Here is a 24,599-nt window from a genome sequence, read left to right as displayed (position 1 = left end):
TTATGTTAATGCCCAAAAAGACGAAATACAGAAAGCAAATGAAGGGTCGCAATCGTGGTAAGTCTATGCGTGGCTCATCTTTGGCTTATGGAAACATAGGTATCAAGGCTCTTGAGCTAGGTAGGATAGATTCTCGCCAAATAGAGGCTGCAAGAATAGCTCTTACCAGACATATTAAGAGGGCTGGTAAGGTTTGGATACGCGTGTTTCCTGATAAGCCATTGACAGCCAAGCCACTTGAAGTGAGAATGGGTAAGGGGAAAGGTGCAGTAGAAAAATGGGTGATGAATATCCAGCCCGGTAGGATTATTTATGAAATTACCGGTGTTGAAGAGAGTATGGCTCGAGATGCTTTGGCTTTGGCGCAGAGTAAGCTTCCTTTTAAAACAAAAATCATAACTAGCGAGAGTGAAAATGAAATTTATTGATTTGAAAGATAAAGATTTGGCAGAGCTTCACAAGATTCTTAAGGATAAGAAATCCGAGCTTTTTGAGTTACGCTTAAAGCTTAAGACGATGCAATTGACCAATCCTAGTCAAATTGCAATGGTGAGAAAGGATATTGCTAGAATCAATACTGCAATATCAGCAAAAAAAGGATAGTAAATGAGTCAGATACCACATAAAAGAGTGATACAGGGCAGGGTTGTTTCTCGAGCTGGGGATAAGAGTGCGGTAGTTTTGGTAGAGCGCAAAGTCGTTCATCCAAAGTATCGCAAAATTGTCAAGCGCTTTAAGAGATACACGGTACACGATGAGAAGAATCAAGTTAAGGTTGGTGATGAAATTATCGCGATAGAATGCAAGCCTATTTCTAAAACCAAATCGTTTAATCTCAAAGAGATTGTATCAGTAGGAGTGTAATATGATACAGAGTTTCACACGCTTAAATGTAGCAGATAATAGCGGTGCGAAGGAAATTATGTGTATTAAGGTGCTTGGCGGTAGCCACAAGCGTTACGCAAGTGTTGGTGATGTCATTGTGGCGTCTGTTAAAAAAGCGATCCCTAATGGTAAAGTAAAAAAAGCTCAGGTTGTCAAGGCTGTTGTTGTTAGGACAAAAAAGGAGATCCATAGAGCTAATGGCTCGCTTGTTCGATTCGATGATAATGCAGCAGTGATTCTTGATGCCAAGAAAGAGCCAATAGGGACGAGAATTTTTGGTCCAGTAAGTAGAGAAGTACGATATGCCAATTTTATGAAGATAGTATCGTTAGCTCCGGAGGTGTTATAGTGGTAAAGTGTAAGATAAAAAAAGGCGATATGGTTAGAATTATCGCCGGAGATGATAAGGGCAAGATGGGAAAAGTGCTGGCTGTGTTTCCCAAGAAGTCATTAGTAGTTGTCGAGGGTTGCGCTCTTGTCAAGAAGGCGGTAAAACCCACTGATAATAACCCTAAAGGTGGGTTTATTACTAAAGAAAAATCCATACATATTTCTAATGTTAAGAAAGATGGGGAGTAGGTTATGTTTGCATTGAAGAAGAAATATAATGATGAAATAAAAGGGCAGCTTAGGGATGAGCTTAATATACGAAACCCTATGCTTCTTCCAAAATTGGAAAAGATAGTTATTAGTGTAGGGGCTGGTGATTATGCCAAGGATTCTAAGATTATGCAAAACATAGCTGACACTATTTCGCTTATTGCTGGGCAAAAAGCCATTATTACCAAGGCAAAAAAATCTGTCGCTGGCTTCAAAATGCGTGAAGGTATGCCTGTTGGTGTAAAGGTAACTTTGCGTGGCAAGCAGATGTATAACTTTTTAGAAAAGCTTATTGTGATCTCTTTGCCTAGGGTCAAGGATTTTAGGGGTGTACCTAGGAATGGGTTTGATGGGAGAGGGAATTATAGCTTTGGCTTGAATGAACAATTGATGTTCCCGGAGGTTGTTTATGATGATATTATGGTAACGCATGGTATGAATATTACAATTGTTACTTCAACGCAAGATGATAAAGAGGCATTTAAGCTCTTAGAGTTATTTGGTATGCCATTTGCGAAAGGGAGATAGTATGGCAAAAAAATCAATGATAGCAAAAACCACTAGGAAAGCTAAGTTTAGTGCAAGGGCATACACTCGATGTAGGGTGTGTGGGAGACCACATTCTGTTTATAGGGATTTTGGACTTTGTCGAGTTTGCTTGCGAAAAATGGGAAATGAAGGATTGATTCCCGGGTTACGTAAAGCTAGCTGGTAGAAAAAGGAGTGAATATGGTGAATGATATTATTGCAGATTCTTTAACAAGGATTCGTAATGCTTCTATGAGAAGGCTAGAATCTACGACATTATATTACGCCAAGATTGTTGTATCGATTTTAGAGGTATTTAAGAATAAGGGTTTTGTTAAGGAATATAGTGTAACAGAGAAGGATGGTAAGCAGTCTATTCTTGTGCAGCTTGCTTATGATGAGCGTGGTAAATCTGTGATTAATGAGATCAAGCGCATTAGTAAGCCTGGTCGTAGGGTATATAAGGCTCGTAGTGAGCTAAAGCGATTCAAGAATGGGTATGGGACTATAGTTGTAAGCACTAGTAAGGGAGTGGTATCCAACGATGAAGCATACAGTGCAAATGTCGGTGGCGAAGCTTTGTGTAGTATTTGGTAGTAGGAGAATATTGTGTCAAGAGTTGGTAAAAGACCTATTGGTATTCCGGATTCTGTGCAAGTGAATGTGGAAGGTAGTAAGATCACTTTTAAAGGGACAAAAACTACAAAGGAGCTTGAAACATATGGCAGAGTCAAGGTAGAGTTAAAAGATAGGGAGCTTGTTTTTTCTGTATTAGATTCTACTCCACAGTCTAGGGCTTTTTGGGGTACTTATCGAGCTTTGGCAAATAATATAGTTGTTGGATTGACTCAGGGATTTGCGAAAACTCTCGAAATTAATGGAGTTGGCTACAAGGCTGCTATATCTGGTAGTGTGCTTGAACTTGCTCTTGGGTTCTCTCACCCAATCAAATATCCTATACCTGCTGGGGTAGAGATGACGCTTGATAAAAATCAGCTTACTATCAAGGGTAGTGATAAGCAACAGATTGGACAAATTGCAGCTGAGATACGGGAATTTAGACCGCCTGAGCCCTATAAGGGTAAGGGGATTAAATATGTTGATGAGATCATCATTAGAAAAGCTGGTAAGACGGCGAAAAAATAACTAAGGGGATGATATGACTAGTAAGGTTTTGGAATTGAAAAAGAGCTTGCGCCTTAAGAGAAAAGCTCGCATTAGAGATAAGGTGAGTGGAATAGCTTCTCGTCCTAGAATTAGTATTTTTCGATCAAATAAGTATTTGTATGCTCAGGCAATTGATGATGTTAAGCAAATAACTCTTGCGGCTGTCGATGGGAGAAAGCTCAAGCTTGGTAATAATAAGGATCAGGCTAGACAGATTGCTGCAGTATTTGCGCAAGAGTTAAAGAGCAAAGGGATTAATGAGGCTGTGTTTGATCGCAATGGGTATTTATTTCACGGTGTTGTTCGCGTATTTGCAGATTCTTTGCGAGAGCAAGGTATAGCACTATAATAAGGAAAATGTATGAAAATCGATAGGGAAGAATTCAGTGAGGTTGTTGTAAATATTGGTCGTGTAACAAAGGTGGTTAAAGGAGGGCGGAGATTTCGTTTTAATGCACTTGTTGTTGTTGGTAATCGCAATGGTATGGTTGGATTTGGCTTAGGCAAGGCAAAAGAAGTTCCGGATGCTATTAAAAAAGCCGTTGATGATGCATTTAAAAATGTTATTAAGGTTAATATCAAAGGGACAACGATTGCGCACGATATTGAGTATAAGTATAATGCAAGTCGCATTTTGCTCAAACCTGCCAGCGAAGGAACGGGTGTTATAGCGGGGGGGTCAGCTAGGCCTGTAATCGAGCTTGCTGGCATCAAGGATATTTTGACAAAATCTTTGGGTTCTAGTAATCCTTACAATGTGGTTAGGGCTACTTTTGATGCTCTGGCACAGATTAAAGCATAGGGGGAATGTATGGCTTCTTTACATATAATTAAACCGGCTAAGGGAAGCGTAAGGGATATTAGGAGAGTAGGTCGTGGTCAAGGTAGTGGCATGGGTAAAACATCTACTCGAGGGGGCAAGGGACAGACAGCTCGCACTGGTTACGCAGCTAAGAGGGGGTTTGAGGGTGGGCAGCAGCCACTTCAGCGTCGTCTGCCAAAGGTCGGCTTCACAACTAGAATTCAAAAACCTTATGCTATCAATGTTGATAGAATTAAAGCCGTAGCTGTTCTCAGTGAGATTACCATAGAAAGCATAGATAGTGTTCATAAGCTTCCCGGTTGTGTCAAGGTTGCTCAGTCCACATCATCGACACAACAGAAGGCTCTTGTTAAGCTTATAGGCGCTGGGGCGTCTGCACTTGCAGATAAAGTAAGAGATGCTAGAGTTGCTGTAAGCGGACAGCGGAAATAGGATAAGAGTTTCGTATGAATAAAGCGATTGTCAATAAGATCCTTATCACATTAGCTTTTTTATTTGCTTATCGTGTACTCGCGTATATTCCGATACCTGGGGTCGATGCGGCGGTGATTAAAGATTTCTTCCGTATGAGTAGTAGTAATGCTTTGGGGCTTTTTAATATGTTTAGCGGTGGGGCTGTAGAGCGTATCAGCATTATTACGCTTGGTATTATGCCTTACATCACAGCCTCCATTATTATGGAGCTTTTAGCAGCTACTTTTGCTCCACTTGCAAAAATGAAAAAAGAACGTGATGGTATGCAGAGATATATGCAGATCATTCGCTATGTTACGATTTTTATTACAATTATTCAGGCTATTAGTGTATCGTTTGGATTGCGTAGTATTGGTGGGGGTCCTAATGGTGCAATTTTGGTTGATATGCAAGAATTTTTACTTATCTCTGCATTTGCTATGCTTGCTGGGACAATGCTTCTTGTATGGATTGGTGAGCAGATTACACAAAGGGGTGTAGGTAATGGTATAAGCCTTATTATCTTTGGTGGTATTGTATCAGGGATACCAAGCGCAGTTGGATCGACTTTCAAGCTTGTTAATACTGGAGAAATTAGTATCCTGAGTCTTGTTGTTATTGGTGTTATTATTATTGCTACAATTTGTTGTATCGTGTATATTGAGCTAGCCGAAAGGAGGATTCCTATTTCTTATGCGCGTAAAGTTGTAATGCAGAATCAAAATAAGCGTATTATGAACTATATCCCTATCAAGCTAAATTTAAGTGGTGTGATACCGCCTATTTTCGCCTCCGCATTGCTCGTGTTTCCATCCACAATTTTACAAGCTTCGAGCAATCAGTATTTACAACTGATTGCGGATATTTTAAGCCCTAGCCATTATTTGCATCACATTTTGATGTTTGTGTTTGTCGTGTTTTTTGCTTATTTTTATTCTTCGATTGTATTTAATGCCAAGGATATCGCAGATAATCTTAAGCGTCAAGGTGGGTATATACCAGGAATGCGTCCGGGTGAGGGGACTTCATCATTTTTGAATTTTGTCGCAAACAATTTGACTTTGTGGGGTTCATTGTATTTGGCGATTGTATCCACACTCCCTTGGGCTTTAGTGAAACTTTTGGGCGTACCTTTTTATTTTGGAGGGACTGCTGTGCTTATTGTTGTGCAAGTTGCCATTGATACAATGCGCAAGATTGAGGCACAAGTCTATATGAATAAATATAAGACATTGAGTGCGGTTGGATTCTAGAATTGTGAAGAATGGATAGTCGCGGAGCAGTGTTGTGGCAATAGCAATTCGTAGCAAGCGAGACCTTGCTTGCTTAGAGAAATCATCGATAATTGTGGCTAAAACACTGGCGCTTGTGACAGAGAACGCGTTGCCCGGAATTAGTCTTTATGAGCTTGATAGGATTGCGGAAGATTATATCATATCCCAAAGTGCTCGTCCGGCTTTTAAAGGACTTTATGGATTTCCAAATACTACTTGTTTGTCTCTCAATTCTGTGATTATCCATGGTATTCCCAGCGACTATAAGCTACGAAATGGCGATATCTTAGGAGTTGATTTGGGTGTTGAGTGTGGGGGGTGGTTTGGTGATGGCGCTGTTACTATTGGTATTGGGGAAATAAGCTCTAAAGACGAGCAATTGATCGCTTGTGCGAAAGATGTGTTATACGAGGCTATTGATTTTTGTCGCTCTGGTATGCATTTTAAAGAATTGAGTTTATTCTTAGAACAAGCAATTACACGAAGAGGTTTTGTCCCCTTGCAGGGATTTTGTGGGCATGGAATAGGTAGGAAGCCACACGAGGAGCCAGAGATACCAAACTACTTAGAATCACCCAACCCAAAGCAGGGTCCAAAAATTAAAGATGGTATGGTGTTTTGCATTGAACCTATGGTGTGCCAGAGCGATGGGGTGCCGGTGATTTTGAAGGATAAATGGTCTGTTGTCGCTAAGGATATGCAGAATGGCAGTCATTATGAGCATACAATTGCTATGATTGACGGTAGAGCGAGAATTTTAACCCACAATTAAAGGAGTAAGATTGGCGAAAGATGATGTGATAGAAATAGATGGTAAGGTGATTGAGTCCTTGCCAAATGCAACCTTTCGAGTCGAGTTGGACAATGGACATATTGTTCTATGTCATATTGCTGGGAAGATGAGAATGCATTATATTAAGATTCTGCCGGGCGATAGGGTAAAGCTAGAATTAACCCCTTATAGTTTGGATAAAGGCAGGATTACATATCGCTATAAATAAGCCTGCTTTAAACTATTGTTGGTATAATCCGCATTTTTAGTTTTTGGAAATGGCGGAGCTATTGCGTTAATGCGATATGCCTAGGTGTCATTAATTTATAAGGAGTTCGTATGAAAGTGCGACCATCGGTCAAGAAGATGTGCGATAAATGTAAGATTATCAAGCGTAGGGGTGTAGTGCGAGTGATTTGTGCTACCCCAAAACATAAACAGAGACAAGGATAAACAATGGCGAGAATAGCTGGTGTAGATTTGCCGAAAAAGAAAAGGGTTGAGTATGCGCTCACATATATTTATGGTATCGGACTTAAGAGTTCGAAAGATATTCTTAGAGCTGTAAATATTTCTTTTGATAAGCGAGTTAATGATCTCAGCGAAGATGAAGTGTCCATTATTGCTAAGAAAATTCAAGAAAGCTATGTGGTTGAGGGTGATTTGCGCAAAAAGGTGCAGATGGATATAAAGGCTCTTATGGATCTTGGTAGCTATCGTGGTCTAAGGCACAGAAAAGGACTTCCCGTTCGTGGGCAGACGACTAAGAATAACGCGCGTACAAGAAAAGGCAAGCGTAAAACAGTTGGCTCTAAAAGCTGAATAGGATCTTGAAGGAGATATTATAATGGCTAAGAATACTACAAAAAAACGCGTTGTTAAGAAAAATATCGCGTGAGGGATAGTGTGCATATCAGCTACTTTCAATAATACGAATGTAACTGTTACGGACGAGATGGGCAATGTGCTGTGCTGGGCTACTGCTGGTGGATTAGGCTTTAAAGGAAGCAAAAAATCTACCCCATACGCCGCACAGCAAGCGGTTGAGAGTGCCATGGCGAAAGCTAAAGAGCATGGTATCAAAGAAGTTGGTATTAAGGTGCAAGGACCCGGAAGTGGCAGGGAGACCGCCATTAAGAGTGTAGGTGCTGTTGAAGGTATTAAAGTATTATGGTTGAAGGATATAACGCCGTTGCCACACAATGGTTGCAGACCACCAAAAAGAAGAAGAGTGTAAGGGGATATAAATGGCACGATATAGAGGACCTGTTGAAAAATTAGAGCGAAGATTTGGTGTTTCACTTGCGTTGAAAGGTGAAAGAAGACTAGCAGGTAAGAGCGCACTTGAAAAGCGGCCGTATGCACCAGGACAGCACGGACAAAGACGAGGAAAAATTTCCGAATATGGTTTGCAATTGCGAGAGAAGCAAAAAGCTAAGGTGATGTATGGTGTCTCTGAGAAGCAGTTTCACTCCATTTTTGTTGAAGCAAATAGACAAGAAGGCAACACTGGGGAGAATCTAATTAGACTGATTGAATGTCGGCTTGACAATGTTGTATATCGCATGGGGTTTGCTACTACTAGGCGCTTTGCTAGGCAGCTCGTTACACACGGGCATATTCTAGTTGATGGTAAGAGACTTGATATTCCATCTTATTTTGTAAAGCCGGGTCAAAAGATTGAGGTGATAGAAAAGACTAAAAATAATCCACAGGTATCTACCGCGCTTGATCTTACAGCACAGGTTGGGATTGTGCCTTGGGTAGACATAGATAAAGACAAACGATTTGGTATTTTTACACGCTATCCACAGCGAGAGGAAGTTGTTATTCCTATTGAAGAGCGCTTGATAGTTGAATTGTATTCCAAATAATAATTAGGTAGGTGATTTATGGATATTTTTAGAACTATTCCTTACATTCCTAATGAGATCAAAATAGAAGATATTGGTGAAAACCGCATTCGTGTGAGTGTGTGGCCATTTGAACCAAGAAGTGCCATTACCTTTGCTCATCCTTTGAGGCGCTTGCTTTATTCCTGTACCCCTGGCTATGCACCTGTTATGCTGCGTATTGATGGCGTTGCTCACGAGTTTGATTCTGTGCGTGGCATTGCAGAAGATGTTACTCCTTTTATTGTTAATCTTAAGGGTATCTATTTTGCCGGCAAGGGTTCAGAGATCAAAGACACAATTCGTGTTAATTATGAATTTACCGGTCCTATGGAGCTTCGCGGTGCAAATTTGGCGAATGATGAAGTAGATGTGGTTAATAAAGATGCCTATCTTGCTACAATTAACGAAGATGCGAAGTTCAGTTTTTCTCTTGTTATCAAGCGGTCCATTGATTTTATGCCTAGTGAGCTAGTAAGAAAGGATAAGGATTTCACAGGGGAGGTTGGACTAATACCTCTTGACGCATTCTTTAGTCCTGTAAAGGAAGCTGTGTATAGGATCGAAGATGTACTTGTGGAAGATAACCCCAATTTTGAAAAGATTGTGTTTGAAATAGAGACAAATGGGCAGGTTGCGCCAATTGATGCATTTAAAAATGCTGTAGCTGTGGCACAAACTCAGCTTAATATATTTGGAGAGGATGTAGCGGTTTTGAGTCCAGATTCTAGTGGTTCTACAGAAGATGCTGTGGATATAAAAAATCTTCTTGTCAAAATTGATACGCTCAATCTTAGCACACGTTGCTTTCATTGCTTAGATAAAATTGGTATTCAGTATATTGGTGAGCTTGTGATGATGAGTGAAAACGATTTGAAGAATATTAAAAATATGGGTAAGAAGTCTTTTGATGAGATTGCTGAGAAATTGAGCTCATTTGGCTATCCCATAGGGACATCTTTGAGTGTAGAAGTGCTTGAAGCTTTTAATAAAAAAATTGGTCGATCAAGGTAACCTGTCGTAGCTAAGGAGTATAAATGAGACATGGACACGGATATAGAAAGCTTGGTAGGACAAGCTCTCATAGAAAAGCATTGTTAAAGAATCTTGCCATTGCGCTGATTGACAATGGTAAGATAGAGACTAGTGTTTTTAAGGCAAAAGAATTACAAACTTACATAGAGCGTCTTATTACGACCGCTAGAATTGGTGATTTTAATGCGCATCGTTTGGTATTTGCATATTTACAAAATAAAGGTGCGACAAAAAAGCTAGTAGTTGAAATTGCCCCAAGGTATAAAGATCGTAAAGGCGGATACACTCGCATACAAAGAACGCGAACAAGAAGAGGCGATGCTTCACAGATGGCTTTTATCGAGTTTGTTGGGTAGGTACTAGGTTGTACCTTTGCTCTCGTTGATAGTTTGTATTAAAAGAGGCTAGGGATGTGTGGCGTTAATACAGGTAGTGGCATGAGTTACTCCCCCATTCACCCAAGCAGTGCGGAGTCTGTATGCTCCGCAAATCTTGCAGCACTGCTAGAAAACATCCCAGATGTGCAAATCATCGATATACGAGAGGCTAGTGATTATGTTGTGGATCATATAGACGAAGCTAGGAATTTTCCTATGCAAGACTTTGCTAGCCTATCGCAAGAGATTTTAGCTAACCCACAGACAGCATATCTACTTCATTGCTATAGCGGCTATACGGTGGCTGTATATGGCTCTTATCTTGTGGAGATGGGTGCAAAGAATGTGTATTATTTTGATGAGAGTTTTTATGAGCTAAAGCAGGCATTAAGAGCCTATCGCAAGGAACAATAGATGGGCACGCAAAAGCCACAAGTCAATAAGAAAGTAGCGCGAGATACCATTATGCAAACTATTATTATAGTAGGCTATGGTGCTATGGCAAGGGGTATTGCTGATGGTTTGAGACGGATAGGCAAATACCACTTGGAGATGTGCGGCAGATATGTGTCAAAAGCCCAAGATCTTATTTATGATCTTGGGTTGGAAAATGCCAAGGCTATCGCGCTAGAATCTAGCTTTAGTAATCAGCGTGATAGTAGCCATAACACCCTAGAATCCACGCAGAGTAACGCTCTCTCTCTCTCTATAGATATCCAAGATAAAATCGTGTTTTTGTGTGTGAAGCCCTATGGGCTAAGTAGTTTTCGCTATGTTGGACGGGCTAAGGCTGTGTATAGTGTGCTTGCTGGTGTGAGTGTTGCTACATTGCAAAGCCATATAAGCGCGCAAGCATATATCCGCCTTATGCCAAATGTCGGCGCTAACCAGCTAGTTAGTGCGACTGCGGCTTTTTGTGTCAATGCTGACATGGAGCAAGCGCAAGAGATTTGCGAGAGTTTTGGCAGCGTGGTGTTTGTAGAAGATGAGAAGCTTGTTGATGCTAGCATTGCCACAAGCGGTAGCTCGCCTGCATTTCTCGCGCTCATTGCTCAAGCATTAGTGGATTCTGGTGTCCGTGCTGGACTTAGTAGAAAGGATTCCCTTGAGCTTGTGGGGCAGACTTTCCTAGGCGTTGGTCTAATGCTTGAACACCGCACCCCTCAAGAGATTATTGATATGGTAACCACACCGGGCGGGACAACCATTGAAGGACTAGCTGTCCTAGAGTCTAGTGGCGTGCGTGGCGCGATTATGCGTGCTTGTCAAGCAAGTGTCTATAAGGCTACTAGCACGCAAACAGCCCAAGATAGCCCAAGCAAAGAATCCAAATGAGCTATGTCTCTATGCTTCGCGCTATGCTCACAAGGCGCGACAAGATTATCTTACTTTGTCTTTTTATCGCTACGATATTTTTTTCTGTGATGGAGACTATTAGCATTAGTATTATTATGCCCTACATTACTTTTGCCTCCAATCCTGACTTAATCTTTGCTCAAGATATTACGAAGCGGATTTATGAGCTTTTAGAGTGTAACTCATCATTGCAGTTCATGGTATTTTTCAGTGTGATTTTGATTGCATTTTATCTATTTAGAATCGTCTATGGTGTGGCGTATAATTACGCGTTAAATCGCTTCGCATTTCGCAAATACCACTTCTTTGCCTATCGGCTCTTTTGCAAGGCAGTGGATTTAAACTATGCTGATTTTACGCGTAAAAAGACTGATACTATTCGCCACTCCATCACAGACTCCGCGCTTAAGGCATCTTTTTATGTGCAGTATTGGCTACAAATGTTTGCTGAGATTTTTACAATCGTGCTGATGTATGGGCTACTGTTACTTACTAGTTGGAAGATGACATTGGTGCTAAGTGTGATTCTATGTGTGCAGGTATTGCTGATTACGCGATTTATCGGTGGTAAGATTAAAAAAATGGGTACGATACGCAGTGCTATGGATATGCGCTTCCACGAGATTATTTCTAAAACTTTTGGAAATTTTAAAATCATCAAATTAAAGGGGAATCAAGAAGATGTGCAAAGAGAGTTTGAGAGTGCTAGTCATACGCGCATTGGTGCGGAGATTCTCACACAAACTCTTCTACCCACACCTAAGTTTATTTTAGAGACAATAGGCTTTAGTGTGCTTATTGCTAGTGTGGTGTATATTTTGGTGCGTTATGATTCTGCTACTGCGGTGCTACCGATCATCTCTATGTATGCGCTTGCGTTATACAGAATCCTACCTGCAGTAACAAAGATTTTGCACAACTACAATATGATGGGGTTTTATGGTGTGGCTGTGCAGCAGGTTTATGAGGATTTGCTCTACCATACAGATTATGAAGATAATGCGCCCTGTCATTTTACAAGCAGTATTGAGCTGCGCGGTATCGAGTTTGGTTACAAACCCAACAAGCCCATTATTAAAGACTTTAACCTCACAATCAAAAGGGGAGAAAAAGTAGCATTTTACGGAGAGAGTGGCGCGGGCAAAAGTACTTTAGTGGATTTGATTATTGGCATCTATAAGCCTCAAAATGGTGAAATTCTCATTGATGGAGTAAAAATTGACAACCACAATCTCCGTAGCTGGCGCAAGAAAATAGGCTATATCCCACAGACAATTTATCTCTTTGATGGAAGTGTGGCGGAGAATATAGCCTTTGGTAGCGAGCTTGATGAGCGCAGAGTGATTCAAGCGTGTAAAAAGGCAAATATTTATGACTTTTTATGCGAGCACGATGGTATTGATACGCGCGTGGGTGAGGGTGGGATTTTGTTAAGCGGGGGACAGAAACAGCGTATAGGGATTGCGCGCGCTATTTATGATGACCCAGAAATCTTAGTTCTAGATGAAGCTACAAGCGCACTAGACTCCAAGACAGAAACTAGAATTATGGAAGAGATTTATGGTGTAGCACAGGATAAAACTCTACTAGTCATTGCTCATAGGCTTAATACCATTGAGCATTGCGAGCGCAAGATAGAGCTAAAAAGACCCTAAAGTAAAGTCAAAATAATTGCAAGAGAGAAAAATGCTAACACTACGCAAGGCAAATGAGCATGAACATTGCAGGGGTTTCAGGTAATGAGTGCGGGCAGTGGCATTACACATTCTGAATTTAATCTTTTAAGTGAGTCGTTGCATTTTTATCAAATTTGGGTTATGCCAAATGAGCTAGACATCACCCAACGATATGAACAAAAAGCTTTTGACAAAAGTAAAAGTAAAATACTTATTTTATCACCAAATGCCGAGCAAGATTCTCTAAAAGTTTATCAAGATATGTGTTTGTGGCTGTATAGGGATAGTGCTAGTGAGACTTTTAGTTTTAAGAGTGGTAAAAAAGCTTATATCCAAGTTGTGCGTGGCAAACTAGAGATAGAATCTAGCCAAACTAAGCCCTTTGTGCCATAGAGCAAGCGGTGGCGTAATGTGTTGCACTGAATTAGCTTTAATCGCGAAGGCTTAGATTCTAGCAATGAGATGCTGATTTTTGATTTGCCTTAGGCTTGTATGCTTATAAAGGAGCGTGATGTCTGCGATGCTTACAATCTCACATTTGCATAAGTTCTATGGCAGTCATCTTGTGCTAGATGATATTAGCCTAGAGCTACACAAAGGATCAGTCCTGACACTTCTAGGTCCTAGTGGCTGTGGCAAATCCACCCTTTTGCGCTGCATTAATGGGCTAGAATCCACGCAAAAGGGTGAGATCTATCTAGAATCTAAGCAGATCAACACCAAACATACAGACTTTACAAAGGTGCGCCAAGACATTGGTATGGTGTTTCAAAACTATGAACTATTCCCGCATTTAAATGTGGAGGAAAATATTATGCTAGGACCGATAAAAGTCCAAAAACGCGTGCGAGATGAAGTATTGGAGCAAGCCCATAGCCTACTAAAACGCGTAGGACTAGAATCTAAATCAAAAGCCTACCCAAAAGCTCTAAGCGGAGGACAAAAGCAGCGCGTAGCGATCGTGCGCGCTCTTTGTATGAATCCAAAGCTTATGTTATTTGATGAAGTAACCGCTTCGCTTGATCCAGAAATGGTAAGGGAGGTGCTTGATGTGATTTTAGAGCTTGCAGATTCTGGTATGACAATGATGATTGTAACCCACGAAATGGGCTTTGCAAAGGCTGTGAGCGATAGGATTGTTTTTTTGGATTCTGGCAAAATCGTGCAGGAAAGCACACCAAATGAGTTTTTTACTAATCCTGCTACCGAGCGCGCGCGTAGCTTTCTCCACACTTTTGACTTTAAACGCAAGTCGCAATAGTGGCAAAATCGCCTAAGATTCTAGTAATATTTACAAAATTTCGCTAGAATCTACTTCGCCTTTATGGCAGTAGTGTAGCTTATCCCCTCCAAAGCTACACTACTTAGGCTACTGCACCCCCTCCAGCAGTAGCCTTCCTGCTCCTTATCCTTTAATCCATTATTTAGACTATTTTTGCTAAGATGCCGTAAGATCTATCCCAAAGAGGTACTATGCTAGAAATCTTAATGATAGAAGATGATGTAGAGCTTGCAGAAATTTTGAGTGAGTATCTCTCACAGCACGATATTAATGTAACAAGCTATGATGAGCCATATACAGGTATGAGTGCGATTAATGCCAAGCATTTTGACTTGCTTTTACTTGATTTGACTCTGCCTAATCTTGATGGGCTTGAAGTGTGCAAGCGCGTAGCTAAGCAGAAAAACATTCCCATAATCATCTCATCTGCGCGTAGCGATGTTGATGATAAAGTGCGCGCATTTGAGAGTGGAGCTGACGACTATCTGCCAAAGCCCTATGACCCCAAAGAGCTTCTCGCTAGAATCCAGTCTCTTCTACGCCGCTACAAAAGCCAAACCCCAAAAGATGATATAGAGGCAAGCCCGACTTTCCGCATAGATAAAAACTGCCGAGAAATCTACTTCCACGATAAGAAGCTTAGCCTTACTCGCGCGGAATATGAGATTTTGACGCTACTTATTAGCAAGAAAGGCAATGTTTTCACACGAGAAGCAATTGCCATAGAATCTGAATCCATAAACCCAGAGAGCTCCAACAAAAGCATCGATGTGATCATTGGGCGATTACGCGCAAAGATTGAAGATGATCCTAAAAAGCCGAAGTATATCATCTCCGTGCGGGGCGTTGGCTACAAGCTTGAGTTTTAATCCCTTAAGCCACTCTCTCTAACAACAATGAAGCACTCTATATTTTTCAAAATTTCTATATTGTTTTTGTTTGCTATGGGGAGCTTTTTTGCCTTTTCTTTTTACTTCTTAAAATTTCAAGTCGAGCGATATGACAATACCAATGAAAAAGAAAAATACGAAAAAATCAGTATTGTCTTTAACCGTATAATTTCCCAAGAAAACAACCTTGAGACTATACAAAACTATCTCAAAGAAGTAGGTTTCATACAAATCAATGACAATCATTTGCGCCAAGCCATTATCCAGTCAAGCCCCATTCCTTACGATACTCCGGGGATATTTTTGCGCTCTGTGGAAGTGCAAGATGATTTATTTATCCTTGTAGTAAGCGATGGGGAAGTGTATCTGTATAAGGACTCTATGAGAAGTCTTTATGTTGATTACTATTTTATTCTTTTGATGGGTTCAGTGATTTTGGTCCTACTGTTTGCGCTTGTGATACGCTCACTACTGCCAATGATCTACCTACGCAGGCAGATTAGGAAGTTTGCCAAGGGTGATGTGCAAGTAGATTGTAGAATCCCACAAAAAGATGAGATAGGTGAGCTTGCAAGTGAATTTCATAAGGCGATCAATCGCATTAACGCGCTTAATAACTCGCGCACGCTCTTTTTGCGTTCCATTATGCACGAGCTAAAAACTCCCATCACCAAGGGCAGAATCACAGCAGAAATGGTTGAGAGCCCCACACATAAGCAGCGACTAATCTCAGCATTTGATCGGCTTAGTTTCTTAATTGATGAGTTTGCCAAGATCGAGCAGCTCTCCTCGCACAACTACAACCTACAAAAAAGTGAATTTATCGTGCAAGAGCTTATCGCCCATATAGAGAAAATGCTTCTAATTGATAAACTAGAATCTAGCCCCATTGCCAACCATTGCCCCAATGATTTGATAAAGGCAGATTTTGATCTCTTTGCAATGTCGGTGAAGAATCTAATTGATAATGCGATTAAATACAGCACAGATGGTAAAGTTTCTCTGGAATCTGATGGGCGCAATCTCATTATTTCTAATTATGGTGCGCCACTCACAATGCCCTTTGAAGATTATTGCAAGCCCTACTTTAAGGATTCCACTAAGCTTAGATCGCAGGGCTTTGGACTTGGAATGTATATCATCAAAAATACCCTTGATGCACAAAATTTCAATATCACTTACACGCATAAGGATGGGATCAATAGCTTTATTATCGAGGGTTGCATTATTGAGAGCTCCTGCCCACTGCCTATCCCAGATATAACAGTCTAGCCGCATAAGCTACTTTAATGCTAAAGCTAGATCTAGCTAGCAGATTCCTAGAATCCCCATACTTTAAGCCACACTTGGATATTTTCTCTTATAATTCCGCAAGCAAATTTCATTGCCTATTATCGAATCTAAGGATACATATATGCCTAGCTCCATAAAAGCCCCCACTTATAACCCCAAGCCAAAAGTACTAGAATCTAGCCAAGCACAATCTAGCTGGCGCGAGAAGTGCGCAGTTGTTGGCGTCTATAATGCAAGCAATGCTAATGTCCTAGCCTATTATGGACTTTTTGCTATGCAACACAGAGGACAAGAAGCTAGTGGGATTGCCCTAAGCAATGCGCAAAAAATTTCCCTATACAAAAGCAATGGACTTGTAACCAATGTCTTTAAGCCGGAGATTTTGGCAAATCTTACGGGTTTTGCTGCCATAGGGCATAATCGCTACTCCACTGCAGGTGAAGATAGTATTAATGAGTGTCAGCCTATTTTTGCTCGCTACTCGCTTGGAGAAATTGCCATCGCACACAATGGAAATCTAACCAACGCCGATGTTTTGCGCGATGAGCTAACTCAGCAGGGCTCAATATTCCAAAGCCACCTTGATACAGAAGTGCTAATCCACCTAATTGCTAAATCCCAGTGTGCGACTCTAAGCGAGCGCATTATAGAATCTATTTGTAAAATTGATGGCGCATTTGCTCTAGTGATTCTCTCGCGCACAAAGATGTTTGCCATACGCGATCCTTATGGCTTGCGCCCTTTAAGCCTAGGCAAGATAGAAAACGAAGATGGCACGCAGGGTTACATTGTAGCTAGTGAGACAAGCGCCTTTGATTTGATTGGTGCGCAGTTTGTGCGTGATGTAGAGCCCGGAGAAATGATCGTTTTTGAAAAAAGCGCGACAAATCCTACCTATAAATCCTACCGCTACAAAGTCTCCACGCCATTTCCTTGCGTGTTTGAGTATGTGTATTTTGCGCGTCCAGATAGCGTGGTGTTCTCGCGCAATGTCTATGAAGTGCGCAAAAATCTAGGCAAGCAGCTAGCAAGAGAGCATAAGCTTAAGGCTGATATGGTGATCCCTGTGCCAGATTCTGGTGTGGCGGCAGCTTTGGGCTATGCTAAAGAGAGTGGTATAGACTTTGAGCTAGGCATTATCCGCAATCACTATGTAGGTAGGACATTTATCGAGCCAACCCAGCAGGCAAGAGAGTTAAAGGTTAAGCTTAAGCTTAACCCCATAGCAGGGCTCATTAAAGACAAAGATATTATTGTCATCGATGATTCTGTGGTGAGAGGGACTACGAGTAAGCAGATTATCAAAATCCTACGCCAAGCAGGTGCGCGTAAGATCTATTTGTTAGTCTCTGCACCACCTACGATCGCTCCTTGCTACTATGGTGTGGATACGCCAGAGAGAGAGCAACTAATTTGTGCAAGCCATAGTTTAGAAGAAGTGCAGAGCTTCATAGGCGCAGATTATCTAGGGTTTTTATCGCTAGATGGCTTAAGAAATAGCATAGAATCTAGCGCACCAATCACTCAAACGCAAGAGAAGTTCTCCTATTGTCAAGCGTGCTTTGATGGTTGCTATGTAGATTCTATTCATAAGTGATGAGAGAGTTATTAACACTTGGACGATACTTTCAAGCACGCTTTTTAGGGCGTGTGCGCAAAATTCCCATAACTCTACAGGGCTTCACTTGTCCAAATATCGATGGCACGCTGGCTAGGGGTGGGTGTATCTACTGCTGCAATGAAAGCTTCTCGCCAAGTGCAATAAAGGTGAAGGCTTTAGATTCTAGCCTTACTATGCACCCAAATCTCTCTACAAACCCACTGCTTCCTAAGCAACTAAGCCAGCTAGAAGAGCAGTTTCTCTGGCATACAGAATTCCACAAGCGCAAATTTGGTGTGCAAAAATATATGGTGTATTTCCAATCTTATACCAACACTTACGCACCCCTAGAGACACTGCGCACACTTTTTAGTAAGGCTTTGAGCTTTTCTAATGTGGTAGGGCTAAGTATCGGCACGCGTGTGGATTGTGTGGATTCTCATGTGCTTGCTATGCTAGAAGGCTTTGTCAAAAATGGCGCAGAGATTTGGCTGGAGTATGGTGTGCAATCAGTCTTTGATGAGACTTTGCGCAAGATTAATCGCGCTCATAATAGTGCTGGGATTGATAGGCTCTTTGCTAAAACGCGTGAGTGTGGGATTAAAGTGTGCGCACATCTAATCTATGGACTACCAGGCGAAGATGGGGAGATGATGTTACATTCTTTGCAAAAAGTGCTTGAATGGGGGATTGATGGCATTAAAATCCACCCACTCTATATCATCGCAGACACACCGCTAGCGCGTATGTATCACGCGCGCACCTATGTCCCAATCGACCTAGAATCTTACGCTGATTTAGTTACCAAATCTATCCAAATGCTTCCGCCTGAAGTGGTGATCCACCGCATTAGTGCTAGTGCGCACGAAGAGAGCTTGCTTGCTCCTAAATGGTGCTTTGACAAAAATATCCAAATGCGACTTTTGCGCGAGAGGTTGTTAGAAATCGGGGTGGTGTATTGATGTATGTTAGACAGGAGATAGTAGTTATCGCACTTGGTGGGACAATTTTGGGCAGAGGTAAAATGGGCAGTGATGGCTATGTGAGTGGGGTAATGGGTGTGGAGTCCTTGACTAAGGAGCTGTGCGCAACGCTGGGGATCAAGCGTGCTGAGCTAGAGCAAAGACTTGGTATGAAAATCACCCTATCAAGCCTAGCATGCATTGATAGCACTGATATAGATTCTAGGATTTTACTGGAGCTTGCAAGAGTGGTGCAAAATGCTCTGCAAAAAAAGTGCGTATGTGGAGTAGTCGTGCTACAAGGCACAGATACTTTAGAAGAAAGCAGCTTTTTTCTCCATCTACTAAGTATTAGCAAAAAGCCTATTATTTTTAGTGCGGCTATGCGTCCAAGTAGCGCGCTAGGTAGTGAATGGGTGCGCAATTTCTATCACGCACTTGTGCTAGCTGCTTGCCCAAAATCAGCGAAAAATGGCGTGCTTATCGTGCTAAACGACTTAATATTAAGTGCGCGCGATGCAATAAAGTCTCACACTCTAGCAGTCAATGCTTTTGAATGTGGATATATGGGCTATATGCTAGAGCATACGCCACAATTTCTCTATAAGCTTACCCGTATCCACACCTATAAGATACCATTTTCTTTAGAGCAGCTTTGTGCTCCGCTGCCTAAAGTCGCCATACTTTATGGGCATCAGGACGATTGTGTGGATGATTTTGCTAAAGTACTTAAGAGAGAGTATAAAGGCGTGGTGTATGCGGGGCTTGGAGCTGGGAATTGCAGCACTAGAACCCTGCAGATTCTAAGTGATCTTAGCGAGAAAATCCCTATTGTCATAAGCAGTAGAATTCAGCAAGGCGCAGTATCTGGAGCTGTCGCTAGGAAGTTTATCAACGCTAGTAACTTAGGCGCACCAAAGGCTAGAATCTTGCTCCAGCTAGCTTTAGCACATAATTTTACTCATAAAGAAATCGCGCAAATCTTTAAGCTGGTGTAGGCATTAAGGTAGGTTTAATACTCTGCTTCAAGCAGTCCGCAAATAATGTGGATCACAAGAATATGCGCTTCTTGGATTCTAGGTGTGTTATTACTCGGAATTACTAGATTCTGGCTTAACTCATTCATCTTGCCCCCACCTTTACCACTTAAGCCTACGCAATAGCAGCCAAGCTTCTGTCCAATCTCAAAGGCGCGTAGCACATTTGCAGAGTTTCCGCTTGTGCTAATGCCAAAGAGCGCATCCCCCTTGCGGGCAATCGCCTCTACTTGACGAGAAAACACAAATTCAAACCCATAGTCATTGCCAATAGCCGTAAGTGCAGAAGTATCTGTAGTGATAGAAATCCCTGCTAATGCTTGGCGCTCCTTTTTATAGCGTCCACTAAGCTCTGCAGCAAAATGCTGGGCATCTGCCGCGCTTCCACCATTGCCAAAAGTGATGATCTTTCCACCAGAATCTAGCACAGCCCTAAGCTTTTTCGAGACTTGCTCAATTTGTGGATGCAAGGCAAGCGTAGCTTGCAAAGTAGCGATACTCTCAGTCATTTCATTATGGATAAATGCTTGCATAAACACTCCTTTAGGATTGATTGTGGTTAGATCGGATTTTTTCAATAATACTTGTGCTAGATCTGCCTTGCACAAATTCTATGAGCTTTACTTCTTTGGCAAACTCACTACCTACTACTTCCTTGTCTCTATAGTCCGCGCCTTTTACAAGTATGCTAGGAGCTATGAGCTTGACAAGCTCATAAGGTGTGTCTTCTTCAAAGATTATGACAAAATCCACACACTCTAGCGCAGCTAGCACGGCGGCGCGATCATCTTGGGTGATAATGGGGCGACTTGAACCCTTTAACCGCCTAAGCGACTCATCACTATTTAGCCCCACGATGAGTAAATCCCCAAGCTCTCTTGCTTTTTGTAAATAGGATACATGCCCTGCGTGCAGAATATCAAAGCAGCCATTGGTGAAAACGATTTTTTTCTCACTTAAGGCTGGGAGCAAAGCTTGCACATCACTTCGTGTGATGATCTTAGAATCTGCATACGCTCCATTATGTAAGAAGCTAATAATCTCACTTAAGCTTGCAGTCGCGCTACCAATTTTGCCAATAACTACCGCAGCAGCAGCATTAGCAAAATCGCTTGCTTGGAAAATATCAAGCCCATTGCTAAGACCAAAGGCTAGGGCTGCTATGACTGTGTCTCCTGCGCCTGTTACATCATAGACTTCTTTGGCAATAGTGGGGGACTTCACTAAGCGACCATCACATAAGATCGCAATGCCATCTTCACTTAGTGTAACAAGACAAATATCAAGATTGCATAAGGACTTAAGCTTATCCATAGCGATTTTTAGGCTTGTATCATCAGTGATTTGTGTCTGTGTAGCAAGGCTTGCTTCAAGCTTGTTTGGTGTTAGTAGCGTAGCGTTTTTGTATTTTGTATAATCACTTCCCTTTGGATCAACAAGTACAGGCTTGTGTAAGCTTCTAGCAAGAGTGATAATACGCTGGGTGAGACTCGTGGTTAGCAAGCCCTTCGCATAATCAGATAAGATGATTGCATCAAAATTATGGAGCTTATGCTCTAATAGCTCATAGAGCTCATCTTCTAGCTGCGCCGTGATAGGGGCAGAATCCTCTCTATCTACGCGCAAAACTTGCTGATGGGAAATTAGGATTCTACTTTTTTGCGTGGTGGGGCGATTGGTTGGGATAATGCAAGAGATATCAATGCCCAAACGATCTAGATCGCTAGCTAGCCACTTGCCCAAGCTATCATCGCCAATAATCCCGCACAAGCTTACCTTCGCTCCAAGAGCGCTAAGATTCGCGCCTACATTACACGCGCCGCCTAGGCGGTTGTTTTCACTTTTGACATTGACTACTTGTACAGGGGCTTCTGGTGAAATTCTATTGCAAGATCCCCAGATATAGTGATCTACCATTATGTCGCCTATGACAAGGATTCTAGGTGTTTTGTTGTGCAGTCGTATCATTTTTAATCCTTTGTGAATATAACTCATAAATACCATCGATATAGTCAGCTATTCCATCTTCTAAGCTATAAGCTGGGATAAAGCCTAGATCCTGCGTGCTTAGAGTAATGTCTGCTTGGGTATGTGTTTGGAAAAATGTGTAGGGGTTTTTGATGTATTCAAGATTAAAGTCTCCTAGGGGTGCTTGGAGCTTTTTGCGCATACTTAGAGCATCTAGCTCCTTGCGCAAAATAGCAATGATGTCATTAAAGCTACGACTAACTCCTGAGCCGACATTATAGATCCCACCTTTTTGCGCATTCATCGCCAGCACATTTGCTGCTACCACATCATCAATATAGACAAAATCTCTCATTTGCTCGCCAAACTCAAAGAGCTTCACACACTTAGATTCTAGTGCTTGCAAGCTAAGCTGCAAAATCATCGAAGCTGTTTTGCCTTTGTAAAACTCTCTTCTACCATAGACATTAAAGTAGCGCAGCCCTATAATTGGCGTATTAGGCGAGTCTTGTAGGATTTTACGCACGCTATGATCCATAAGTAGCTTTGAGTAGCCATAGATATTTTCTGGGTTCTCGCCAGAGCCTATGGTGTTTGGAGCTTTTGTATTGCCATAAGTGCCTGCTGAGCTTGCATAAATCATCTTTGCACCCTTTTGCAGTGCGATATGCAAAAGCTCTAAAAATGCATGGTGATTGGTCTCAATCATTAGCTTTTGATCGCTTACAGTTGTATCAGAAATCGCAGCTTGGTGGAATACATAGTCAAAGTCGATTTGTTGCAAAATCTCTAAGCCTTTAGTGATGTCAAGAGCTAGCACATCGCCTTGAAAGCCTAAGAGATTTTTAAAGTGTCCTAGGGAAGTGGGATTCCCACTTGGGAAGCATTCTCCATCGCGGAACTTATCTAGCACGATGACGCGCGTATCTTTATGATGGGCTTGGAAGTAGGCTGCAAGCGCACTACCAACAAATCCTGCTCCACCGGTGATTAGAATACTCTTGCCAGAGAGATTTGGGAGCAGATGCTTTGGAATTTTTGGATTAGGGATAGAATCTAACATTGTACACTCCTATATAGAAAGGATTGTTTGCATACTCTCGCAAATCGCCTTGGTGTTTGGGATTATATGGAGATTATCAATATGAGTGAAGCGTTCTTTAGGTAGCTTGCCTATAAGGATTTTATGGCGGATCCCACCTGTTTGTCCTGCTTGCATATCAGTAATTTTATCACCGATGATAAAGCAGTCATTAAGCTTTATATCATAATCCTTTTTCGCTTGCTCAATCATACCAGCCTTTGGCTTGCGACACACGCAATTTTCCTCTTCTGTGTGCGGACAAAAATAGACACTATCAAAGCCAAAGCCCAGCCTAGTTTTTAGCTCTTTTTGCATATAGGTAGTGATGGCGCGGAAGTCCTCTAGCGTGTAATACCCCTTACCTATGCCACTTTGATTTGTAACGACAAAGAGCAAGAATCCATTATCCTTGCAAAAGCGCAACGCATCAAAAATCCCTTCGCTAAAGATGAAGTTCTCTTGCTTGTGCACATAGCCTAAGTCTTTATTGATCACACCATCTCTATCAAAAAACACAGCCTTTTTCATTACACTCCTTTATATCACATTGTAGTAATGCCTGCATAAATATTCCATAAACCAAGCAGCACCATAGCTACAAAGCTCACCCAAAATCCCTGCTTTTTATACGAACTAAGCACACTGCTTAGCATACCTAGCCCTAGCATACTAGGCAAGCTCCCTAGCCAAAATACGCTCATCACACACACAGCCCCAAGCACGCCACTAAGTCCTAGGATTTGCTCATTGAGCGTATAAAGCGCAAAAAAATACACCAGCCCGCAGGGCAGGAGTCCATTTAACACCCCAATGCCAAAAAAGCTCCATAAATAGCGTGATTGCAGCAGCATACCAAAGCTTTTACTAAGCCACCTAAAATCTTGCACTCTTGGCTCTAGAGCGCGCAATACCTTTGGAAAAAAGCCATAGCATATCGCATACACGATTAGCAACACCCCTACAAACAAGCTTGCAAACTCGCGCCACAAATGATGCAACGCAAATGCCTTCCCAAGCAGTGCAAACGCTACGCCAATGCACACATAACTACACCATCGTCCTAGACTATATGCCAAATGTCCCATCCAGCTAGGTTTTTTGACTTGCGTATAAGCTAGCACAATTCCCCCACACATTCCAGCACAATGCCCAAGGGAGAGTGAAAGTGCGCTTACAAACACTAAGCCTAAAGGGATTAGAGTAGATTCTACTAGCTCCATTACTAGAATCTAGCTAGACCATTCTCTTGACAAGATCACGCCTATCAAGTCCCTTTTTCACGCTTGCTTCAAGCTCTTTGGCTATGGTTGGGTTTTTTTCACTCATATCATCAAGGGCTTGTAACACTAAGTCGGCATGGACATTTGGGTGCTTACTAAGGCCGTAGAGAAAAAATCTCTTTTGTGTCGTTGTCATCTCAAGCTCATCGTAGTGTGCAAAAAGCTTTGCGACAGTTTGGGTTAGCTGCTCATTAGAGCTAGAAGCAAACTCAAGTGGCAGGAGAATTGTCTCAAAGTTGATGATCTCATACTCATTGCTAGAGTTTTTTATAGGGGCTGGCTTACTAAAGCGCGCTACTACAATTACACAGGCTAAAATCACAAAGATAAATAAACTTAGATAAAAGAGCAACTCTTCCATTGCT

General features: G+C 41.7%; 37 protein-coding genes. 31 read left to right on the top strand and 6 right to left on the bottom strand.

The genetic code is table 11. From position 1 onward, the window contains the following. Positions 1–2: 2 nt before the first annotated feature. From rplP to IKB69_RS00425, 31 genes are all read left to right on the top strand, one after another. The gene (gene rplP, locus IKB69_RS00575; RefSeq protein WP_290945031.1) at positions 3–428 is read left to right on the top strand and encodes a 50S ribosomal protein L16; all 426 of its coding nucleotides are present in this window, start codon (positions 3–5) and stop codon (positions 426–428) included. Then, positions 415–603, top strand: a complete 189-nt coding sequence (rpmC, locus tag IKB69_RS00570) for a 50S ribosomal protein L29 (RefSeq protein ID WP_290945029.1) — start codon at positions 415–417, stop codon at positions 601–603. The genes rplP and rpmC overlap by 14 nt, the downstream gene beginning before the upstream one ends. A 3-nt stretch (positions 604–606) precedes the next feature. Beyond that, the gene (gene rpsQ / locus IKB69_RS00565; RefSeq protein WP_290945027.1) at positions 607–864 is read left to right on the top strand and encodes a 30S ribosomal protein S17; all 258 of its coding nucleotides are present in this window, start codon (positions 607–609) and stop codon (positions 862–864) included. 1 nt (position 865) lies between these two features. Then, entirely contained in the window at positions 866–1,234 is a 369-nt protein-coding gene (gene rplN, locus IKB69_RS00560; RefSeq protein ID WP_023930279.1) for a 50S ribosomal protein L14, read from the top strand. Further along, on the top strand, positions 1,234–1,464 hold the full coding sequence (rplX, locus tag IKB69_RS00555; RefSeq protein ID WP_290945023.1) for a 50S ribosomal protein L24: 231 nt from the start codon (positions 1,234–1,236) through the stop codon (positions 1,462–1,464). The genes rplN and rplX overlap by 1 nt, the downstream gene beginning before the upstream one ends. 3 nt (positions 1,465–1,467) lie before the next feature. Beyond that, a complete protein-coding gene (gene rplE, locus IKB69_RS00550) occupies positions 1,468–2,013 on the top strand; it encodes a 50S ribosomal protein L5 (RefSeq protein WP_290945021.1) in 546 nt (181 codons plus the stop codon). Position 2,014: 1 nt separating this feature from the next. Beyond that, entirely contained in the window at positions 2,015–2,200 is a 186-nt protein-coding gene (locus tag IKB69_RS00545) for a type Z 30S ribosomal protein S14 (RefSeq protein WP_290945020.1), read from the top strand. A gap of 14 nt (positions 2,201–2,214) precedes the next feature. Then, positions 2,215–2,610: a 30S ribosomal protein S8 gene (gene rpsH / locus IKB69_RS00540; protein WP_290945018.1), complete on the top strand. Its 396-nt coding sequence runs from the start codon at positions 2,215–2,217 to the stop codon at positions 2,608–2,610. Between the two features lie 12 nt (positions 2,611–2,622). Next, positions 2,623–3,159 (top strand): 50S ribosomal protein L6, encoded by a 537-nt coding sequence (gene rplF, locus IKB69_RS00535; RefSeq protein ID WP_290945016.1) that lies wholly within the window; start codon positions 2,623–2,625, stop codon positions 3,157–3,159. A 13-nt stretch (positions 3,160–3,172) separates the two neighbouring features. After that, a complete protein-coding gene (gene rplR / locus IKB69_RS00530; protein WP_290945014.1) occupies positions 3,173–3,529 on the top strand; it encodes a 50S ribosomal protein L18 in 357 nt (118 codons plus the stop codon). Positions 3,530–3,541: 12 nt separating this feature from the next. Continuing rightward, positions 3,542–3,982 (top strand): 30S ribosomal protein S5, encoded by a 441-nt coding sequence (rpsE, locus tag IKB69_RS00525; protein WP_023930286.1) that lies wholly within the window; start codon positions 3,542–3,544, stop codon positions 3,980–3,982. 9 nt (positions 3,983–3,991) lie between these two features. Further along, complete coding sequence (gene rplO, locus IKB69_RS00520; protein WP_290945012.1) at positions 3,992–4,435, top strand: 50S ribosomal protein L15; 444 nt, start codon at positions 3,992–3,994, stop codon at positions 4,433–4,435. A 14-nt stretch (positions 4,436–4,449) separates the two neighbouring features. Continuing rightward, the gene (gene secY / locus IKB69_RS00515; RefSeq protein WP_290945010.1) at positions 4,450–5,709 is read left to right on the top strand and encodes a preprotein translocase subunit SecY; all 1,260 of its coding nucleotides are present in this window, start codon (positions 4,450–4,452) and stop codon (positions 5,707–5,709) included. Positions 5,710–5,743: 34 nt separating this feature from the next. Beyond that, positions 5,744–6,502, top strand: coding sequence for a type I methionyl aminopeptidase (gene map / locus IKB69_RS00510; RefSeq protein ID WP_290945008.1), 759 nt, complete (start codon positions 5,744–5,746; stop codon positions 6,500–6,502). Positions 6,503–6,512: 10 nt separating this feature from the next. Further along, positions 6,513–6,731 (top strand): translation initiation factor IF-1, encoded by a 219-nt coding sequence (gene infA, locus IKB69_RS00505; protein ID WP_023930291.1) that lies wholly within the window; start codon positions 6,513–6,515, stop codon positions 6,729–6,731. 110 nt (positions 6,732–6,841) lie between these two features. Then, entirely contained in the window at positions 6,842–6,955 is a 114-nt protein-coding gene (rpmJ, locus tag IKB69_RS00500; RefSeq protein ID WP_033588102.1) for a 50S ribosomal protein L36, read from the top strand. Positions 6,956–6,958: 3 nt separating this feature from the next. Then, positions 6,959–7,324 (top strand): 30S ribosomal protein S13, encoded by a 366-nt coding sequence (gene rpsM / locus IKB69_RS00495; RefSeq protein ID WP_290945006.1) that lies wholly within the window; start codon positions 6,959–6,961, stop codon positions 7,322–7,324. Between the two features lie 79 nt (positions 7,325–7,403). Continuing rightward, positions 7,404–7,739, top strand: coding sequence for a 30S ribosomal protein S11 (rpsK, locus tag IKB69_RS00490; protein ID WP_290945099.1), 336 nt, complete (start codon positions 7,404–7,406; stop codon positions 7,737–7,739). A gap of 10 nt (positions 7,740–7,749) precedes the next feature. Next, complete coding sequence (gene rpsD / locus IKB69_RS00485; RefSeq protein WP_290945004.1) at positions 7,750–8,376, top strand: 30S ribosomal protein S4; 627 nt, start codon at positions 7,750–7,752, stop codon at positions 8,374–8,376. An 18-nt stretch (positions 8,377–8,394) separates the two neighbouring features. After that, positions 8,395–9,408 (top strand): DNA-directed RNA polymerase subunit alpha, encoded by a 1,014-nt coding sequence (locus tag IKB69_RS00480; protein ID WP_290945002.1) that lies wholly within the window; start codon positions 8,395–8,397, stop codon positions 9,406–9,408. A gap of 23 nt (positions 9,409–9,431) precedes the next feature. Next, positions 9,432–9,785 carry a 50S ribosomal protein L17 gene (gene rplQ, locus IKB69_RS00475; protein ID WP_290945000.1) on the top strand — a complete coding sequence of 118 codons (354 nt, stop codon included), beginning with the start codon at positions 9,432–9,434 and terminating at the stop codon, positions 9,783–9,785. 54 nt (positions 9,786–9,839) lie between these two features. Next, positions 9,840–10,220: a rhodanese-like domain-containing protein gene (locus IKB69_RS00470; RefSeq protein ID WP_290944998.1), complete on the top strand. Its 381-nt coding sequence runs from the start codon at positions 9,840–9,842 to the stop codon at positions 10,218–10,220. Continuing rightward, a complete protein-coding gene (locus tag IKB69_RS00465; protein ID WP_290944997.1) occupies positions 10,221–11,141 on the top strand; it encodes a pyrroline-5-carboxylate reductase in 921 nt (306 codons plus the stop codon). Beyond that, positions 11,138–12,817, top strand: a complete 1,680-nt coding sequence (locus tag IKB69_RS00460; protein ID WP_290944995.1) for an ABC transporter ATP-binding protein — start codon at positions 11,138–11,140, stop codon at positions 12,815–12,817. The genes IKB69_RS00465 and IKB69_RS00460 overlap by 4 nt, the downstream gene beginning before the upstream one ends. A 66-nt stretch (positions 12,818–12,883) precedes the next feature. Continuing rightward, a complete protein-coding gene (locus IKB69_RS00455) occupies positions 12,884–13,231 on the top strand; it encodes a pirin family protein (protein ID WP_290944993.1) in 348 nt (115 codons plus the stop codon). A gap of 118 nt (positions 13,232–13,349) precedes the next feature. Then, on the top strand, positions 13,350–14,099 hold the full coding sequence (locus IKB69_RS00450; RefSeq protein WP_290944991.1) for an amino acid ABC transporter ATP-binding protein: 750 nt from the start codon (positions 13,350–13,352) through the stop codon (positions 14,097–14,099). Between the two features lie 212 nt (positions 14,100–14,311). Continuing rightward, on the top strand, positions 14,312–14,989 hold the full coding sequence (locus IKB69_RS00445) for a response regulator transcription factor (RefSeq protein ID WP_290944989.1): 678 nt from the start codon (positions 14,312–14,314) through the stop codon (positions 14,987–14,989). Between the two features lie 27 nt (positions 14,990–15,016). Then, a complete protein-coding gene (locus IKB69_RS00440) occupies positions 15,017–16,282 on the top strand; it encodes an ArsS family sensor histidine kinase (protein ID WP_290944987.1) in 1,266 nt (421 codons plus the stop codon). 142 nt (positions 16,283–16,424) lie between these two features. Next, a complete protein-coding gene (purF, locus tag IKB69_RS00435; RefSeq protein ID WP_290944985.1) occupies positions 16,425–17,900 on the top strand; it encodes an amidophosphoribosyltransferase in 1,476 nt (491 codons plus the stop codon). Then, positions 17,900–18,865, top strand: a complete 966-nt coding sequence (locus tag IKB69_RS00430) for a TIGR01212 family radical SAM protein (RefSeq protein WP_290944983.1) — start codon at positions 17,900–17,902, stop codon at positions 18,863–18,865. Before purF ends, IKB69_RS00430 begins: the two co-directional genes overlap by 1 nt. Further along, positions 18,865–19,863: an asparaginase gene (locus IKB69_RS00425; protein WP_290944981.1), complete on the top strand. Its 999-nt coding sequence runs from the start codon at positions 18,865–18,867 to the stop codon at positions 19,861–19,863. Before IKB69_RS00430 ends, IKB69_RS00425 begins: the two co-directional genes overlap by 1 nt. 14 nt (positions 19,864–19,877) lie before the next feature. Here the strand turns inward: IKB69_RS00425 and IKB69_RS00420 are convergent, their stop codons facing one another. The 6 genes from IKB69_RS00420 to IKB69_RS00395 are packed head-to-tail and all read right to left on the bottom strand — an operon-like array spanning position 19,878 to position 24,595. After that, positions 19,878–20,435, bottom strand: coding sequence for a D-sedoheptulose 7-phosphate isomerase (locus IKB69_RS00420; RefSeq protein ID WP_290944979.1), 558 nt, complete (start codon positions 20,433–20,435; stop codon positions 19,878–19,880). 10 nt (positions 20,436–20,445) lie between these two features. Continuing rightward, positions 20,446–21,870: a D-glycero-beta-D-manno-heptose-7-phosphate kinase gene (gene rfaE1, locus IKB69_RS00415; RefSeq protein WP_290944977.1), complete on the bottom strand. Its 1,425-nt coding sequence runs from the start codon at positions 21,868–21,870 to the stop codon at positions 20,446–20,448. Next, positions 21,842–22,933: an ADP-glyceromanno-heptose 6-epimerase gene (gene rfaD, locus IKB69_RS00410; protein ID WP_290944975.1), complete on the bottom strand. Its 1,092-nt coding sequence runs from the start codon at positions 22,931–22,933 to the stop codon at positions 21,842–21,844. The genes rfaE1 and rfaD overlap by 29 nt, the downstream gene beginning before the upstream one ends. Before the next feature lie 9 nt (positions 22,934–22,942). Next, positions 22,943–23,482, bottom strand: a complete 540-nt coding sequence (locus tag IKB69_RS00405; protein ID WP_290944973.1) for an HAD family hydrolase — start codon at positions 23,480–23,482, stop codon at positions 22,943–22,945. 14 nt (positions 23,483–23,496) lie between these two features. Further along, positions 23,497–24,174: a sulfite exporter TauE/SafE family protein gene (locus IKB69_RS00400; RefSeq protein WP_290944972.1), complete on the bottom strand. Its 678-nt coding sequence runs from the start codon at positions 24,172–24,174 to the stop codon at positions 23,497–23,499. A gap of 13 nt (positions 24,175–24,187) precedes the next feature. After that, a complete protein-coding gene (locus IKB69_RS00395) occupies positions 24,188–24,595 on the bottom strand; it encodes a hypothetical protein (RefSeq protein WP_290944970.1) in 408 nt (135 codons plus the stop codon). Positions 24,596–24,599: the final 4 nt, after the last annotated feature.

Origin of the sequence: Helicobacter sp., from assembly GCF_017502485.1 — a bacterium.
Classification (GTDB): Bacteria; Campylobacterota; Campylobacteria; order Campylobacterales; family Helicobacteraceae; genus Helicobacter_B.
The sequence above is the reverse complement of the archived record's forward strand: the minus strand, read 5'-3'. Positions and strand labels throughout refer to the sequence as shown.